Here is a 16,297-nt window from a genome sequence, read left to right as displayed (position 1 = left end):
CACCTGCCCAAACACACAGCAATGCTTCAATTTCTGGGTTTTTCAGCAGACTGCTAGAGCTTCGGTTCTGATTTTATCAGTACCGAAAATGCTCTCGTTGAGAAGCGCTATGACGGCCTGATCTCGCAGACATCGATCCATTCGGCCGATGTCAATTGCGCCATCCTGTCGGGCGTGATGCGCACCGCGCTGTGGGTCGAGCCCGCGGCCGGCAGCACGACATCGAACGCCTTCAGCGACACATCGCAATAGATCGGCAACGGCGACTTCAGTCCGAACGGGCAGACGCCGCCGACCTCGTGGCCGGTGATCTCGGCAACCTCGTCGAGGCCGAGCATCTTCGGCTTTCCTCCGAACTGCGCCTTGAGCTTCTTGTTGTCCATCCGCGAGGTGCCGCTGGTGACGATCAGCACCACGCGATCGCCGACCCGCAGGCTCAGCGTTTTGGCGATCCGCGCCGGCTCGACGCCATAGGCCTCGGCCGCCAGCACGACGGTCGCGGAGCTCACGGACGATTCGATCAAGGAGATTTCGGGCGCCTTCTCGGCGAAGAAGGCGCGGACGGACTCAAGGCTCATTACGTTCAGGACCTTTGCGCGGACACCAGGGCGGGAAGCTCGGAGAGCGCATGGATGCGGTGATCCGGCACGACGCCGAGCTCATCCATCTGGGTACGCAACGCCTTGAACATGGTCAATGGGGCGACCGTATCGCTTTCGACGCAGGCGAGCGCCATCGCTTCCGGCGTCACCCGCTCGATCCAGGCGACGTTGAGGCCGAACGCCTTGGCGGCGCAGGCGTCCCACGGATTGGAGGAGATGAACAGCACCTCCGCGGGTGGTACGTGCAACACCTCCTCGATCAGCGCGTAGGCGGCGGGATCGGGCTTGAAGACCTTCTTCTTGTCGACACTGATGGTCGCGTCGAGCACGCGCTCGAGCCCTGAGTTGCGGACCAGCGCGTTCAGCATGTCCGGGCTGCCGTTGGAGAGGATCGCAAGCTTGCGATCCTTCAGCGCCTCAAGCATGGAGAGCGCATCCGGATAGAGATCGAGATGCAGGTATTTGTCGATGATGCGCGCAAACGTCGCTTCGTCATGTTGCAGGCCGAGGCTGCGCAGCGTGTAGGCAAGCGCCTCGCGGGTGACGACCGAAAAAGCCTGGTAGCGCCGCATCAGCGAGCGCAGCCAGGAGTATTCGAGCTGCTTGATGCGCCAGATCTGGGTGATGATCTCGCCATAGCCGGGGAACGCATCCTCGGTGATCTCGGCCACCGACTGGATGTCGTAGAGTGTGCCATAGGCATCGAAGACAACGGCTTTGATGGTCATTGTGGTCTCTCCTGCGGGCCGATCGTGGCATCGAGGAATTCGCGGAGCGCCGCGGCGGCCTGATCGGTCGCCGCCTGGTTGAATTCGAGGTGGTGCCCGGACATCTGGCGCGGCGTCTCGAGCGCAGGCGCGTCGAAACCATGATAAGCGCCGGGATAGACGATGAGCTTCATCGGGAAACCTTCGCCTTTCTGTCGCGATATCCCCCAATCGTCCCGACCGTCAACCAGGTTGCGGCATTCCCGGGCCAAATTCCAGTCATCGCGTTCGCCGGCCAGAATTAGCGTCGGCGCGGTCATGATGCCATTGAATCCGAGGCACGGCGGATAGAAGGCGACGGCAGCGTGGAATTTGCTGGGTGAGGTCTGTTCCAGCAGGCCGCGCTCGACCGACATCAGGGCCACCCGCCCGCCATGCGCGAAACCGATGACCGCGACGCGCGCGGGATCGACGAACGGGTCGCGCACCAGAAAGTCCAGCGCGCGGTAGGCATCCCGGGTCAGGTCATCCCGAACGCCCTCGCCACAATTGTTAAGGCCGCGCGGGCCGAAACTGTCCACCGACAGCGTGACGTAACCCCAGGATGCGATCCGCCTGCCCCAGCGTTCGTCGATGTGGCCCCAATTTCCGTTGCAGCCGTGCAGCAACACCACGGCCGGCAAGGGACCCGTGCTATTGCTCCGCCTCAGGTAGCCCTGAAGCGGATGCGTGCTGGCAAGCGGGTTCTCGATCTCGACCAGCGTCGGCGGCTGTTCGGCCGCGATGGCCGACGTCGCAATTCCGGCCAGGAATGCGGCGAGGAGGGCGGCAAGTCCGGCGAAGTTCATCGTGAACCACCTCGGAAGCTTGCCGCCGATGATACTCCGTTAGACGCCCAAAATCTTCCTTGCGTTGGCCTTCATGACCTTCGGCCGGATTTCCTCGCGGATGTCGAGGTTTGCAAAATCGGCAAGCCATCGGTCCGGCGTGATCACCGGCCAGTCCGAGCCGAACAGCATCTTGTCCTGCAGGATCGAGTTGATGTAGCGCACGAGGATCGGCGGGAAATATTTCGGCGACCAGCCGGAGAGGTCGATATAGACGTTCGGCTTGTGGGTCGCGACCGAGAGCGCCTCTTCCTGCCAGGGGAAGGAGGGGTGCGCGAGGATGATCTTGAGATCGGGGAAGTCCGCCGCGACGTCGTCCATATACATCGGGTTGGAATATTTCAGCCGCATCCCCATGCCGCCGGGCATGCCCGAGCCGACGCCGGTCTGTCCGGTGTGGAACAGCGCGATCGCGCCGCCGTCATTGATCGCCTCATAGAGCGGATAGGCCATGCGGTCATTGGCGTAGAAGCCCTGCATGGTCGGATGGAATTTGAAGCCGCGGACGCCGTACTCCTCGATCAGCTTCCTCGCCTCGCGCACGCCAAGCTTGCCCTTGTGCGGGTCGATCGAGACGAAAGGGATCAAGACGTCGAGATGCTCGGAAGCGACTTCGAGCATTTCGTAATTGTTGTAGCGGCGGAAGCCGGTCTCGCGCTCGGCGTCGACCGGGAAGATCACCGCGGCGATGTTTTTCGTACGGTAGTAGGCCGCGGTCTCCGGCACGGTCGGCGGATGCTTGTGCGGCGATTTGAAGTATTCCGCCATCTGCGCCTGGAAGTCGTCATAGCCGTCGTCGCCATGCATGCCGCAGGGCTCCTCGGCATGGGTGTGGATGTCGATCGCGACGACCTTCTCGATGTCGGGCAGTTTGAGCTTGGGCATAAGGGCCTCCCCGGCGGCTTGATGTCTGGTTCGGCAAATTGATTATACTATATAATTATTTTCGCAAGCCGCCTGGCTGGCCCACCCGCGGCGGCGGCCGCCGTCAATCGCGAAATCGTGTTCGGCGGGCCACCCGCGGCCTGTGACGCAGTTCATACGGTTTGCGGTAGCGCAGCGCCATGGTGCAACCTGAAATTGTTGCGCTTGACAGGAAAGGTCAGCGTCATGGCGAATACCCAGCCCAATCTCTACGAGGTCTCCGGACACGGCATTCACGTCACCTATTCGACGACGAGCATTACGGAGAAGCCGCTCTTCAATTATCACGACACGTTCCAGACCAAGAATTTCTCGGGCGACGAGATTCAGACCCAGAGCTCAATGCTCGGCACGCTGGTAAGCGTGTTCCTGCTGCGGACCATCGACGGACCGTCGACCTCGTTCACGCTGCTGGTCCCGAGCGTCCGCCTGCCGGCGTCCGAGGTCGCGACCATCTCGACCGAAGGCATCACGGCGTTGCACAAGTTCTCCATCGTCGGGCCGCCCGTGGGGCAGACCGAGCTCTATACCGTCCATCCGCTGCACGGCACCGCACGATTCGTCGTCTTCTAGACACAGCCCAGACGGAACGCCGGGCCTTGGTCCGGTGGGAATGGCGGCAGCGGCGGCCGGGAGAGGCTGGTCGATCTCCCGGCTGCCGCCATTTTGTCAGCGATTTCAATGCCCGATAAATGGGGCGGGCCGGTTCCCGACCGGCTGGGCCGGCCAAAAACCGGCCTGATTGCATTGACATCCGCCGCTCCAATGGCTTAGAAACCGCCCCGTCCCGGGCGGTACGGCCGCTGGTCGGGATAAATCCCATTCTGCCACTTTCAGGCATTGATCAGGCACGGCCTCCAACACGGGCCTTTCGAAGCAACAGGATTGTCCCATGAAGGTCCGTAACTCGCTGAAGTCGCTGCGTGGCCGCCACCGCAACAACCGCCTGGTCCGTCGCAAGGGCCGCGTCTACGTGATCAACAAGGTCCAGCGCCGCTTCAAGGCGCGCCAGGGCTGATCTCGAACGGCTAACCTTGCTGATCCGGGTCCGTTGATCGGGCCCGCGTCGTCTCCCTTTCACAGGTCTTTGACGCCGTGCTGCTTTGCAGCGCGGCTTTGTGCGTCTAGACTTCGGCCATGGGATTGCGACTCCTTGGCCCTAACACCTGCGTTCTGGCGCTTCTGATCGCCGCGCTGCTGGCTGTGCCTGTCGCCGCTCCCGCGCAGGACGGGCGGGTCATTCCGCCCCCGAAATCGCAGAAAAAGCTGCCCGAGGCTCCAAGCAAGCTGCCCAAGGTCCCGGCCGATCGCGTGCGTGGGCTCGATTTCCTGTTCGGTGCGCTGAAGGCGGCGCCCGATGAGGCCAGTGCCCGCCATGTCGAGGCGCGGATCTGGGCGCTATGGCTGCAGACCCCGAGCGACACCGCCGCGCTGTTGATGATGCGCGCCAAGGCCGCGCTCGACGCCCAGAATATCGATGTCGCGCTGAAGCTGCTCGATGCCGTGGTCAAGCTGCGGCCCGATTACATCGAGGCGTGGAACCGGCGCGCGACGATCTACTACCTGAAGAGCGACTACGCCCATTCGCTGGAGGATATTCGGCAGGTCCTCATCCGCGAGCCCCGCCATTTCGGCGCGCTTGCGGGCCTTGGCATGATCATGCAGGACGTCGGCGACGAGAAGCGCGCGCTGGAGGCGTTCCGCAAGGCGCTCGCCGTCAATCCGCATCTGGAGAAGGTGCCCGAGATGGTCAAGCAGCTCTCCGAAAAGGTTGAAGGCCGCGATATCTGAGCGCGCGACAGGCCACACGATGTCCGGTCGGCTGCACGCGAACGGCAACGCTACTCACACACGCGAATCTCGCCCGCTCGACGGTCGGCGCCTATCCTGCGGATGGCCGCCCGCGACCGACGGGCGCGCTAAAGGCGTCTTTAGGGATCTCAGTGCAGGAACTTGCCGCGGGCAACGCTGTCCTGGGCGGCCGCGGCATAGAGCTGCTGCAGCTCCGCTTCCAGATGCTCGTTGACCAGCAGCAGCGCCTTCAGGGCTCCACGCAGGTCGCCATTGCAACTCGCCACGATCTGGTCGATGGCCGCTTCGCTGGGGTCGGAAACCATTTGTACTCCTCCGATTATTCCCGTTGAACTTATAGTGAGAGTTCCAGTTCCTGTGGAAAGGGTGGACAGGCCGGGAAACTCTTTCGCCTGCGAACAAGCAGGGCGCCTGATGGCGAAAATGCCACCACCTATGTATGAAATGGCTAATGACGCTGGTATGAACCCGCTATCCACAGGCCGGGCGTGCTGTGGACAACCTCATTTTGCGAGCGCGATCACGCTCGTACAGATTGAGCCCGCCGTCGCACGAAACCTGCGCCGGGTCGTCCCGTAACTCGCTGGTGCAAAGGATCATCCGGATCATCTCGATGCTGATAGTGATCGTCGTGCTCGCGCTGGCAGGGCTGGCGCTGGCGACGCAGGCCGGAGTCGTGCTGATCGAGCGTGCCTTTCCCGCGGAGGGACGGATGATCGACGTGTCGGGCGGCGTGCTCCACGTCGTCGAGCTCGGCGCGCGCGATGCGCCTGATATGCCGATCGTGATGTTGCACGGCGCAAGCTCCAACCTGCGCGTGATGCAACGGCCGCTCGGCGACATCATCGCCAAACGCCATCGCGTCATCCTGATCGACCGTCCCGGCCATGGCTGGAGCAGCCGGGATCGCATCGAGGATTCAACGCCCGCCGTTCAGGGCCGCATGATCACGGAGGCGCTCACGAAACTCGGCGTCGGCAAGGCGATCGTGGTGGCGCATTCCTGGGCGGGTGCACTGGCGTTGCGGATGGCGCTCGACGATCCGGAGCGCGTCGCGGGTCTCGTGCTGCTCGCGCCCGTCGCCTATCCCTGGTCTGGCGGCGCTGGCAGCTACAATGATGTGATCGCGACGCCTGTGATCGGCCCGCTGCTCGCCTACACCATCACGCTGCCGCTCGGCTATCTCGTCGCGGCGTCGGGAGTGGACGGCGTGTTCGCCCCGCAGGCGATGCCGCAGAACTTCGTCAGCGACAGCGCGACGCCGCTGTTGCTGCGCCCGTGCGAATTCATCGCCAATGCGCGCGATCTGGTGACGCTGAAGGCCGCGGTGACGGAGCAGGCGCCACGCTATGCCGAGATCAAGGCGCCGATCACGATCATGTCGGGCGACGTCGACAAGACGGTGTCGACCGGCATCCACTCGCGTCCGCTCGCCGCGACAGTGCCGAACGCGAGGCTCATCGTGCTGCCCGGCGTCGGCCACATGGTGCAGCACGCGGTGCCGGACCGCGTGGTCGCCGAGATCGAGGCCATGGCCGCGCAGACGGCGCGACGTACTGCAGCGGTGGAATAGCGTTTCGCCTGCCTTGCGCCTCGGCCGCTTTATTCAGCGGGCTGATTTGTCCTGATCTCGCGAGGACCATCTGCCGCGGCGTTGATCGCGGTGCGGCAGCCCTGACGTCGACGCCAGGGCGGCCGCAGGCTGAAAGGGCGCGGTCGGCTACTTCGGCTTGCCGTCCTTGTCGAAGGAGGACACGTAGGTCCAGAGGTTGTTGGCCTCGGTCTCGTTCTTGATGCCGGCGAACGCCATCTTGGTGCCGGGGATCTTGGCCTTCGGATCCTTGATGTAGTCGAGGAACGTCTCCTTGTTCCAGGTGATGCCGGAATTCTTGTTGGCGTCCGAATAGCTGTAGTCCGGCGCGGTGCCCGACTTGCGGCCGTCAAGGCCGTTGAGTTCGGGCCCGACCTTGTTCTTGGCGCCTTCGCCGATCGCGTGGCAGGCCAGGCACTTGTTGAACGAGGTCTTGCCGGCGGCGGCGTCCTGCGCCAGCGCGGAGGATGCGGTAGCCAGTGAGGTGACAACAGCCAGCGCGCTCAAGGTCAGTATCTTCATAGGGTGCTCTTCGTTTCGTCCCGGAAATGGTGGAGTTGTTTGTGGCATGGTCCGCTTGGGCCGGACAAGCCACGAAACCTTGACAGGTTTCCTGGCGCCGGACTTGCCCGAGAGAGAACTCACGGTTGGCATGGAAGGCAATCCGACCTTCGGCCGGCCTACCCAAACAGGTGCAGACGTGCTTGATTTGTCGTAACAATTCGTTAGCGCGAGAGTTTCGAGGGAATACCCATGTCGATCATGATGCCGGCGGCCGATCAGGCGGTCCTGAACCGTCGCGGCGAGATCGTGGCAGCCTTGCGCGCCATCGTTCCAGGCGAGGGCGTGATCGACTCTGCGGCCGAAATGCTGGCCTATGAATCCGACGGGCTGACCGCCTATCGCCAGCCGCCGATGGTCGTGGTGCTGCCCGATACCACCGAGCAGGTCGCAAAAGTCCTGAAATATTGCCATGCACAGGGCATCAAGGTGGTGCCGCGCGGCTCCGGCACCTCGCTCTCCGGCGGCGCGTTGCCGCTCGCCGACGGCGTGCTGCTCGGCCTCGGCAAGTTCAAGCGCATCCGCGAGATCGATTTCGACAACCGCGTGGTCGTCACCGAGCCCGGCGTCACCAACCTCGCGATCAGCCAGGCGGTGGCCCATGCCGGCTTCTATTACGCGCCCGATCCGTCGTCGCAGATCGCCTGCTCGATCGGCGGCAATGTCGCGGAGAATTCCGGCGGCGTGCACTGCCTGAAATACGGCATGACCACCAACAACGTGCTGGGCTGCGAGATCGTGCTGATGACCGGCGAGATCCTGCGCATCGGCGGCAAGTCGGCGGAGAATTCCGGCTACGATCTGATGGGCATCATCACCGGCTCGGAAGGGCTGCTCGGCGTCATCACGGAGATCACGGTCCGCATCCTGCAGAAGCCGGAGACGGCGCGCGCGCTGATGGTCGGCTTTGCCGAGGTAGAGGCCGCCGGCGAATGCGTGGCTGCCATCATCGGCGCCGGCATCATCCCGGGCGGCATGGAGATGATGGACAAGCCCGCGATCCACGCCGCCGAGGCCTTCGTCCATGCCGGCTATCCGCACGACGTCGAGGCGCTCCTGATCATCGAGCTCGACGGTCCCCAGATCGAGGTCGACGAGCTGATCACGCGGGTCGAGGCCATTGCCAAGGGCTGCGGGTCGGTGACCTTGCAGATTTCCAATTCAGAGGCCGAGCGCAACCTGTTCTGGGCCGGGCGCAAGGCGGCCTTTCCCGCGGTTGGACGCATCTCGCCCGACTATCTCTGCATGGACGGCACCATTCCGCGCGGCGCGTTGCCGAAGGCGCTCGCACGCATCCGCGAGCTCTCGGAGAAATACGAGCTCGGCGTCGCCAACGTGTTCCACGCCGGCGACGGCAACCTGCACCCCTTGATTCTCTACGATGCCAACAAGCCCGGCGAGATCGAGCGCGCCGAGGCGTTCGGTGCCGACATCCTGCGCTGCTGCGTCGAGCTCGGCGGCGTGCTCACCGGCGAGCACGGCGTTGGTATCGAGAAGCGCGACCTCATGCCGGAGATGTTCTCCGAGATCGACCTCAACCAGCAGCAGCGGCTGAAATGCGCCTTCGACGCGCAGGGCCTGCTTAATCCCGGCAAGGTGTTTCCGACCTTGCATCGCTGCGCCGAGCTCGGCCGCGTCCACGTCCATGCCGGCAAGCTGGCGTTTCCGGATATCCCGCGGTTCTGAACGATCGGCGGGGGATGCGTGCAATCAGACGTCCGCTATCGGTTTCGCTGTCTGAAAGGACCCCGTAGCCGACTTTCCCGATATTGGACAATTTGAAGCAATCCGTAACTGTTTGCACATCTGTCTGGTTTAGATGGAGCGGTATCGGCCGTTTCGCACCTGCGCCCCCCGGCGCGGCGAAGCAGGGCGCTGATAAATCGTAGAGCCAAGTTATCGATGCAGATGAAACAGTCATACTGTGGAGATCAAGTCGTCGATGACGCGAGCCCGCCCGCTGAGGGCGGCGTGGCCAGATTCCTGCCCGTTCGATGGGGAGACGTGAGCGTCGCTGCGGCGGCAATGCTCGCCATCGGCATCCCCTTCGTGGCGTTCGCAAACCTCGTGCTGTTCCACTTTTATGTACGGGGCAGCTTCGTGCTGGACACCGGCCTGCTTGCATCCCTGATGTGGCACAGCGATGCGACCCTCACGCAACCTGCAAGCGTCGGCGGAGGCAGCTACTTCGGCACGCACGCGTCGCTGCTATTCCTGCCGGCCTCGGCGCTTAGCTGGTGCCTGCCATTTTCGATGCCACAGTTTTTTGCCGGCGTCGTCGGATTGAGCCACGCACTGCTGGCACTTTCCGTGTTTTGGCTACTGGTGGAGGGCTTCGGCCTGCGGCGCGGAGCGGGACCGTGGATCGCGGCTCTCGCGGCGCTAGGCTTCGCCTTCAGCGGGCTGGCTATCGCGATTGCGCGCTACCCACATTTCGAGACACTGATCGCGGCCTTCTTCCTGCTGTTCGCCGTGGCGCAGGTGCTTGGATATCGACGCCTCGCCATCGCGTTTTTCGTCCTGGGCCTCGCGACCCGCGAGGATGCCGGGTTTCACTATGTGGCGATCCTCGGCTTACTGGTCACGCTAAACGTTGCCTGTGGCATACCGTTGCGGCAGCAGCGGACGGAATGGACCTTCGCGTTGGCGGCGCTATTCTACGCCATCGCCGTGATGGCCGTGCAGCGCCTGCTATTTCCCGACACGTCAGCATTCGTGCGGGTCTATCTCGGTGACCCACCCCTTGCACATCTAGGTGCCGGGCTGATTGCGCACCGTTTGCTCTACTTCGTGGTCGGCCTTCCGTACATCCTGTATCCGGCCCTTGGTGCCTGCATATGGGCTGTGCGAGCACGGAATCCCTCCATCGTGCTGGCGTTTGCTGCCAGTATTCCGTGGCTACTCGTGCACATGTTGGCGAAAGCTCCGCTCGCCGGCATGCTTGTGAGCTACTACGCTTTTCCGTTTCTTATCGCCCTGGCTTGGCCGCTCCTCGCCGTGATGCGACAGCAGCAACGGACGGGGAACGCAGGCGATCCGTCTATGGTCATCGTCGGATTCGCTACGCTGCTGGCGTTAAGCTTCGTCCCTGGCATCGGGATACACGATCCGGGACGATTGCCCCTTCCTCAAGCGTTCTGGGACCCGCCATCCCTCGCACGGCAGGCTGCGACCGATCGCGCCGTGGTGGCAATAAGCGCAGCACGCCCGATGCTCGGTCGGTTGCTCGTCGACAACAGCGTTGCCGCGGTTGCGCCGAACGGGTTTGTGCAGAGCGAAGTGCCGTTTCTGCTGGGCGACGAAGCGGCGCCGAGCGAGGCGATCACCTCGCCAGACACAGCGGTCTTCTTCGCCGACGGTTACGACGCGCGGCGGTTGCATGCGATAGCCGACGCTGCGGGCCTCACCAAGCGTTACGCCATGCCTGGCACCCAAATCCATCTGGCCGCCCGACAGAGGCTCGAAGAGATTCCGTCGCTCGCCGGTCTCGTGGCCGCCGAGCCAGGCGACGCTCGGAAATAGCCGAATCCGCTGCAACACTTGCGCAGGTTCACCGACCTCAACCAGCAGCGGCGGCTGAAATGCGCTTTCGACGCGCAGGGCCAGCTCAATCCCGGCAAGGTCTTCCTGGCTTACACTGCTGCGCTGAGCTCGGCCGCGTCCAGGTGCACGCCGGCAAGCTCGCTTTCCCGGATATCCCGCGGTTCTAGAGCATGATCCGGAAAAGTGTGAAGCGGTTTTCCGAAAAGATCATGCTCAAACAAAGATCTAAAGCGCGATGACGATTCATCCTAATCTCATCGCTCTTTAGCGTGTGCCGCTGATTGATATAATTCGACTGATTATCCCATCCAGTCGATAACCCTAACCGATGCTTGCTGCGATTGCCGGCATGCACCGCCCTGAGCCGCCGGGCGATCCGTCACGAGTGGCGACAATTGCGGCGGGCCGCGTTTACACAACCTTAGATCATCTTTCGATAATTTCCGGAGATGCATGTCTTTGGGAAGACGACCGCGTTCAGCCTAGCTGATCAGCTGGCGATAACGCACAATCGGCCCGCAGGTTTCGACTATATGCGGATTGCGCTGGCGGCGGCGATCATCTGCCTGCACAGCATGAACGTGACGTTTGGGCTCGGCCGGACGCTGGAAATACTGAGCTCGCTTCGTATCGCGATCGCGATGATCCTTGCGCTCTTTTTTGCCTTGAGCGGATTTCTGGTGACGGCCAGCCTGCTGAGGTGCAAGAGCCTGATTTCATTTCTCGGCCTGCGCGTACTTCGCATTGCGCCTGCGCTCGCGGTCGAGACAACGCTCTCGGCTGTCATCATCGGCCCGATCTTCACTGCGATACCCCTGGCGCAGTACTTCGCGGACCCGAAATTCTTTGCCTATTTTCTCAATATCGTCGGCGACATCCACTATGAGCTTCCAGGCGTATTTCATCACAACCCGGTGCCCGATCTGGTGAATACCCAGCTTTGGACGGTGCCATATGAGCTGTGGTGCTACGTCATCCTGGCGCTCCTTGCCGCGACCGCCATTTGCTTCAACAGGGTATTGTACCTTGTGTTCATGGTGATCGCCCAGATCGGGCTCGCTTGCTACGATATCTTTCGCTGGGACGAGGTGGACATCCAGCTTCGCCCGCATCTCCTCGTGTTCTGCTTCCTTTCTGGTGTCGGCTTCTACCTCTGGCGCGACAAGGTGCCGTTCAACCGTACGGCGTGCCTGTTCGCGCTGGTGCTATGTGCTGCCGGCATGGCCACTGGACGCGGCGACGCGTTTGCTCCCGTGCCGGCTGCCTATGTCGTGTGTTATCTGGGCCTCATGAACCCGCGGCGCGGCTGGATCGTGTCATCCGGCGACTACTCTTACGGGATGTATCTCTATGGATTCGTCATCCAGCAGTGCGTTGCGGCATTCGGCCCCTCGGTTCAGCACTGGTATCTGAATATCCTGATCAGCCTGCCGATTGCCTTCTGCGTCGCGTTCGCCTCCTGGCATCTTGTCGAGAAAAATGCACTTCGGCTGAGAAGTCACGTCGAGTCGATCGAGGCTGCGGTTCTCTCTAGGATTTCGATCGTCGGGTTCTGGCGCAGGCCGCCCGAGCAGGTCGAGTTGGGCGCGACGCTTGGCAGCAGCGCATCGATCTGACACTGAGTCTGCGGGACGGGCTTGCGTGGCAAGCCCGTCCCGCAGTGTCGCTCACAGAAGCGCGTATTGCATCCGCTCCCGCTTCGCCAGCAGCGGTAGCGCTTCGCCCGCGATGTAGGTCTTGAAATGCGCGCTGTCCTGGTGCGCCTTGAAGGCGGCTTCGTCGCGGAACAGTTCGTAGAACAGGAACTGTGCCGGACTGTCTTTGGCCCGCGAGATCAGGAACAGCTTGACGCCGTCCTCGCGCTGCGCCTCGGGCAGGAAGCGGTCGAGGATCGCAGCGACCTTGTCGGCCTCGCCGGGCTTCGCCTCCCATTGCGCGACGATGAGCAGGCCGCCGCCGTCGACGGCGTCGCTGATCGATTTCTGCGTTGCGTAGTGCTTCATGGTTCCGGCTCCCTGCTGCTGGGCTTGAGATGGCGAAATCGTCCATGGCGAGAGGGTGCTCGCGAGCACCACTCCGAACGCCAGGATCACCGATCTGCGGCGAAACGTTTCGTCGGATCGCGGCGTGGGCCGCGCGAATGCTGATTGCTCCATGTCTGTCTCCATTGATTGGTTTCGATCGCGATCGGCGCAACCTTGTAGCGATGCCGCGGCTGCTCCGGTTCGCCGGTGGTCGAAGTGTCGATGTCGTGAACATTTCGATCATGATCGAAGCGTTACGGCAGGACCCGTGCGATAGTCAGGGTGGATTTCTGCCGGAGCTGGCCGTGTCGATCATCGCAGCAGAGCTTGCCGAGCTGGCGCAACTGATCGCCGATCCCGGCCGTGCCCGCATCCTGTCGCGGCTGATGGATGCGGGCGCGCAGACCGCGAGCGAGCTGGCGCAGGTCGCCGGCGTGACGCCGCAGACGGCGAGCTGGCATCTGTCGCGGCTGGTCGAGCGCGCGCTCCTCAAGGTCGAGCGGCGCGGTCCGCGCCGGCTCTACCGGCTGGCCACCCCGCTGGTTGCGCAGATGCTCGAGGGGATGATGACGGTTGCGGTCACCGGTCCGCAAGCCTCCCGGCCGCCGTCGCGGATCGATGCCCAGATGCGGCGAGCGCGGACCTGCTACGATCACCTTGCGGGCGAGCTCGGCGTTGCCGTCACCGACGCGATGCGCGAGCGCGGCTATCTCGTGCTGGAGCAGGATGCCGGTGAACTGACCGCCGCGGGCACCGCATTCCTGGGGAGTCTTGGCGTCGACCTGCGTCCGCAGCCGCGGCAGCGGCGGGCGCTTTGCCGGCCCTGCCTCGACTGGAGCGAACGGCGACCGCACCTGGCCGGGCGGGCCGGGGCCGCGGTTGCCGACCTCGCCTTCCGGCGCGAATGGATTCGCCGCAGGCCGCAGGGCCGCTCGGTCGAGATCACCACGGCCGGGCTTGCGGCGTTCAGGACTCTGTTCGGCGCGCGCATTTGATTTCGGAGCCAAATTTGGCTACCGGCTTAAGCCGTGGATACGCTCAAGGTAAGAGACGCCAAAGACGTCGAAGAAGTGGTGCGCGCGGCGGTTGCCGGCGAGCAGCCGCTCGAGATCATCGGCCATGGGTCGAAGCGCGCGATCGGCCATCCGATGGCGACCAACGCGGTGCTCGACCTCTCAAGCCTGAACGCGGTGAGCTCCTATGAGCCGAACGAGCTGATCATCACGGTCGAGGCCGGTGCGCCGCTCGCCGACGTGCAGTCGCTGATCGACGCCAAGAACCAGCAATTCGCCTTCGAGCCGATGGATACGTCGGTGCTGCTCGGCACGGCCGGGATCGGCACCATCGGCGGCATGATCGGGGCGGGGCTCGCGGGGCCCCGCCGCATCAAGGCCGGCGGCGCGCGCGACCATCTGCTCGGGGCCCATGCGGTCTCCGGCTACGGCGACAGCTTCAAGACCGGCGGCAAGGTCGTGAAGAACGTCACCGGCTACGATCTCTGCAAGCTGCTGACGGGGTCCTGGGGCACGCTCGCGGTCATGACCGAGCTGACGTTCAAGGTGATGCCGAAGCCCGAAAGCGAGCGCACGCTGCTCCTGCGCGGCCTCGACGATGCCACCGCCAACAAGGCGATGACGGCGGCGCTGGGCTCGCCGTTCGATGTGTCGGGCGCGGCCCATCTGCCGGGGTCGGCGTTCCGCACCCCGGCGGGCGCGCTGGCCTCCCTTGCGGCGGCAGGGCAATCGGTGACGCTGGTGCGCCTGGAGGGCATCGCGGCCTCGGCCGCGCATCGGGCGGCCTCGCTCGGCAAGGCGCTGTCCTCCTATGGGACGGTCGACCTGCTCGAGGACGGCGCCTCGGTTGCGATCTGGAGCGCGCTCCGTGACGTCGCGCCCTTCGCGGCCAATGGCACGCTCGGGGCGTGGCCGGTCTGGCGGATCGTCTGTCCGCCGGCCGCTGGCGGCGCGCTCGGAGAGAGGCTGGCGCGCGACACCGGCGGTGACGTGATCTACGACTGGGGCGGCGGGCTGATCTGGGCCGCGCTGCCGCCTAATGCCGACGCGCAGGCCGCCGTGGTGCGCAGCCGCGTCGGCGCCGCCGGCGGACATGCGACGCTGATCCGCGCCACGGAGGAGGTGCGGCGCAATGTCGACGTGTTCCAGCCGCAGCCGGCCGGGCTTGCTGCGCTCGGCGAACGGGTTCGCAAGAGTTTTGATCCCAAGACCGTCCTGAACCGCGGCCGCATGACGCGGGGTGAGACCGCATGAAGACCGAATTCACCCTCGCACAGCTCACCGATCCCGACATCAAGGAGGCCGACAAGATCCTGCGCGCCTGTGTGCATTGCGGCTTCTGCACCGCGACCTGCCCGACCTATGTGCTGCTCGGCGACGAACTCGATAGCCCGCGCGGCCGCATCTACCTGATCAAGGAGATGCTGGAGAAGGACAAGCCGCCGACGGCGGAGGTGGTCAAGCATATCGACCGCTGCCTGTCGTGCCTCGCCTGCATGACGACGTGCCCGTCGGGGGTGAACTACATGCACCTCGTCGACCAGGCGCGGGTCAGGATCGAGCGGGACTACCAGCGGCCGCTGACCGAGCGGTTGTTGCGGTCGGTGCTTGCTTTCGTGCTGCCGCGGCCTGGCGTGTTCCGGATCAGCATGATCCTGGCCGGGCTCGCCCGCCCGTTCTCGAGGCTGTTGCCGACCCCCTCGGTTGGCGCGGCGAGCCCGGGCCTGTTGCGGCGGATCAAGGCCATGCTGGCGCTGGCGCCGCGGAGCCTGCCGCCGCCGGGGCCGGCAGCAGGGACCGTGTTTCCGGCGAACGGCGAACGGCGGGGCCGCGTCGCATTGCTGCAGGGCTGCGCCCAGCAGGTGCTGGCGCCGCGCATCAACCAGGCCGCCATCAACGTGCTGACCCGGCACGGCGTCGAGGTGGTGCTGGTCAAGGACGAGCAATGCTGCGGCGCGCTCACCCACCATATGGGGCAGGACGGTGACGCGCTTAAGCGCGCGCGGGCGAACATCACGGTGTGGCAAAGGGAAGCGGAACGCGGCGGGCTCGACGCCATCCTGGTCACGACTTCGGGCTGCGGCACGGTGGTCAAGGACTACGGCTACTTGCTGCGCGAGGACCCTGACTTCGCCGCACCCGCTGCACGGATCTCGGCGCTGGCCAAGGATATCACCGAGTATCTCGCGCGCCTCGAGCTCAAGCCTTCGACGCAAAAAGGCGACGTCACCGTCGCCTATCACTCAGCTTGTTCGCTGCAGCACGGACAGAAAATCACTCAACTTCCGAAAGAATTGCTTTCCAAGAATGGATTCGTGGTGAAAGATGTGCCCGAGAGCCATTTGTGTTGCGGTTCGGCGGGGACCTACAACATTCTCCAGCCCGACATTGCGAGCAGATTGCGCGATCGCAAGGTCGCCAATATTGCGCTTGTCAAACCGGACATGATCGCTGCGGGCAATATTGGCTGCATGGTTCAGATTGCCGGCGGTACGTCAGTTCCTGTGGTGCACACGATTGAGCTTCTCGATTGGGCGACAGGAGGTCCCCGGCCAGGATTGAAGTGATCGATTGCCTTTCGAGCATGATCCGGACCTCGCATTCACGTTGGCGTAACGTGAGACAAGTGCATC

The 16,297-nt window shown here is 63.8% G+C and carries 17 protein-coding genes and 1 pseudogene; 11 read left to right on the top strand and 7 right to left on the bottom strand.

Annotated features, from left to right (window positions below; genetic code table 11):
* Positions 1–107: 107 nt before the first annotated feature.
* Genes ACFFWD_RS13915 through ACFFWD_RS13900 form a run of 4 tightly spaced genes read right to left on the bottom strand, consistent with a single transcriptional unit; the run spans position 108 to position 3,081 of the window.
* Positions 108–578 carry a YbaK/EbsC family protein gene (locus ACFFWD_RS13915; protein ID WP_376965927.1) on the bottom strand — a complete coding sequence of 157 codons (471 nt, stop codon included), beginning with the start codon at positions 576–578 and terminating at the stop codon, positions 108–110.
* Positions 579–583: 5 nt separating this feature from the next.
* Positions 584–1,330, bottom strand: a complete 747-nt coding sequence (locus ACFFWD_RS13910; RefSeq protein ID WP_376965925.1) for a haloacid dehalogenase type II — start codon at positions 1,328–1,330, stop codon at positions 584–586.
* On the bottom strand, positions 1,327–2,157 hold the full coding sequence (locus ACFFWD_RS13905) for a dienelactone hydrolase family protein (RefSeq protein WP_376965923.1): 831 nt from the start codon (positions 2,155–2,157) through the stop codon (positions 1,327–1,329). The genes ACFFWD_RS13910 and ACFFWD_RS13905 overlap by 4 nt, the downstream gene beginning before the upstream one ends.
* Positions 2,158–2,196: 39 nt before the next feature.
* Positions 2,197–3,081 (bottom strand): amidohydrolase family protein, encoded by an 885-nt coding sequence (locus ACFFWD_RS13900; RefSeq protein WP_376965921.1) that lies wholly within the window; start codon positions 3,079–3,081, stop codon positions 2,197–2,199.
* Between the two features lie 225 nt (positions 3,082–3,306).
* Between ACFFWD_RS13900 and ACFFWD_RS13895 the strand changes: the two genes are divergently transcribed.
* The 3 genes from ACFFWD_RS13895 to ACFFWD_RS13885 all read left to right on the top strand — a co-directional run bounded on the left by ACFFWD_RS13895 (position 3,307) and on the right by ACFFWD_RS13885 (position 4,911).
* Positions 3,307–3,693, top strand: coding sequence for a hypothetical protein (locus ACFFWD_RS13895; RefSeq protein WP_376965919.1), 387 nt, complete (start codon positions 3,307–3,309; stop codon positions 3,691–3,693).
* A 319-nt stretch (positions 3,694–4,012) separates the two neighbouring features.
* Positions 4,013–4,138, top strand: a complete 126-nt coding sequence (ykgO, locus tag ACFFWD_RS13890; protein ID WP_002718645.1) for a type B 50S ribosomal protein L36 — start codon at positions 4,013–4,015, stop codon at positions 4,136–4,138.
* A 119-nt stretch (positions 4,139–4,257) separates the two neighbouring features.
* Positions 4,258–4,911 carry a tetratricopeptide repeat protein gene (locus ACFFWD_RS13885; RefSeq protein ID WP_376965915.1) on the top strand — a complete coding sequence of 218 codons (654 nt, stop codon included), beginning with the start codon at positions 4,258–4,260 and terminating at the stop codon, positions 4,909–4,911.
* Positions 4,912–5,060: 149 nt separating this feature from the next.
* Here ACFFWD_RS13885 and ACFFWD_RS13880 read toward each other — a convergent pair whose 3' ends face one another.
* Positions 5,061–5,237 carry a hypothetical protein gene (locus tag ACFFWD_RS13880; protein WP_376965913.1) on the bottom strand — a complete coding sequence of 59 codons (177 nt, stop codon included), beginning with the start codon at positions 5,235–5,237 and terminating at the stop codon, positions 5,061–5,063.
* Positions 5,238–5,545: 308 nt separating this feature from the next.
* On the opposite strand from ACFFWD_RS13880, the gene ACFFWD_RS13875 reads away from it, so the two are divergent.
* Positions 5,546–6,505, top strand: a complete 960-nt coding sequence (locus ACFFWD_RS13875) for an alpha/beta fold hydrolase (protein ID WP_376965911.1) — start codon at positions 5,546–5,548, stop codon at positions 6,503–6,505.
* Positions 6,506–6,652: 147 nt separating this feature from the next.
* On the opposite strand, the gene cycA is transcribed toward ACFFWD_RS13875, so the two are convergent.
* Positions 6,653–7,045, bottom strand: a complete 393-nt coding sequence (gene cycA / locus ACFFWD_RS13870) for a cytochrome c-550 CycA (RefSeq protein ID WP_376965909.1) — start codon at positions 7,043–7,045, stop codon at positions 6,653–6,655.
* Between the two features lie 231 nt (positions 7,046–7,276).
* Here cycA and ACFFWD_RS13865 point away from each other — a divergent pair, with 231 nt between their 5' ends.
* The 4 genes and pseudogenes from ACFFWD_RS13865 to ACFFWD_RS13850 all read left to right on the top strand — a co-directional run bounded on the left by ACFFWD_RS13865 (position 7,277) and on the right by ACFFWD_RS13850 (position 12,243).
* Entirely contained in the window at positions 7,277–8,770 is a 1,494-nt protein-coding gene (locus ACFFWD_RS13865; RefSeq protein ID WP_376965907.1) for an FAD-linked oxidase C-terminal domain-containing protein, read from the top strand.
* Between the two features lie 318 nt (positions 8,771–9,088).
* Complete coding sequence (locus tag ACFFWD_RS13860) at positions 9,089–10,606, top strand: hypothetical protein (RefSeq protein ID WP_376965905.1); 1,518 nt, start codon at positions 9,089–9,091, stop codon at positions 10,604–10,606.
* Between the two features lie 33 nt (positions 10,607–10,639).
* A pseudogene (locus ACFFWD_RS13855) lies at positions 10,640–10,794 on the top strand (FAD-binding oxidoreductase); the annotation flags it as partial.
* A 366-nt stretch (positions 10,795–11,160) separates the two neighbouring features.
* Positions 11,161–12,243 carry an acyltransferase family protein gene (locus tag ACFFWD_RS13850; RefSeq protein ID WP_376965903.1) on the top strand — a complete coding sequence of 361 codons (1,083 nt, stop codon included), beginning with the start codon at positions 11,161–11,163 and terminating at the stop codon, positions 12,241–12,243.
* A gap of 51 nt (positions 12,244–12,294) precedes the next feature.
* On the opposite strand, the gene ACFFWD_RS13845 is transcribed toward ACFFWD_RS13850, so the two are convergent.
* Positions 12,295–12,630 carry a putative quinol monooxygenase gene (locus ACFFWD_RS13845; RefSeq protein ID WP_376965901.1) on the bottom strand — a complete coding sequence of 112 codons (336 nt, stop codon included), beginning with the start codon at positions 12,628–12,630 and terminating at the stop codon, positions 12,295–12,297.
* 326 nt (positions 12,631–12,956) lie between these two features.
* Here ACFFWD_RS13845 and ACFFWD_RS13840 point away from each other — a divergent pair, with 326 nt between their 5' ends.
* The 3 genes from ACFFWD_RS13840 to glcF are packed head-to-tail and all read left to right on the top strand — an operon-like array spanning position 12,957 to position 16,231.
* On the top strand, positions 12,957–13,646 hold the full coding sequence (locus tag ACFFWD_RS13840) for an ArsR/SmtB family transcription factor (protein WP_376965899.1): 690 nt from the start codon (positions 12,957–12,959) through the stop codon (positions 13,644–13,646).
* A 33-nt stretch (positions 13,647–13,679) separates the two neighbouring features.
* Positions 13,680–14,918: an FAD-binding protein gene (locus tag ACFFWD_RS13835; RefSeq protein ID WP_376965897.1), complete on the top strand. Its 1,239-nt coding sequence runs from the start codon at positions 13,680–13,682 to the stop codon at positions 14,916–14,918.
* Entirely contained in the window at positions 14,915–16,231 is a 1,317-nt protein-coding gene (glcF, locus tag ACFFWD_RS13830) for a glycolate oxidase subunit GlcF (RefSeq protein ID WP_376965895.1), read from the top strand. Before ACFFWD_RS13835 ends, glcF begins: the two co-directional genes overlap by 4 nt.
* The last annotated feature ends 66 nt before the right edge of the window (positions 16,232–16,297 follow it).

Source organism: Bradyrhizobium erythrophlei (genome assembly GCF_042430365.1).
Taxonomy (GTDB): Bacteria; Pseudomonadota; Alphaproteobacteria; order Rhizobiales; family Xanthobacteraceae; genus Bradyrhizobium; species Bradyrhizobium erythrophlei.
Note: the sequence above shows the minus strand (reverse complement) of the source record. Positions and strands in the feature narration are given on the sequence as shown.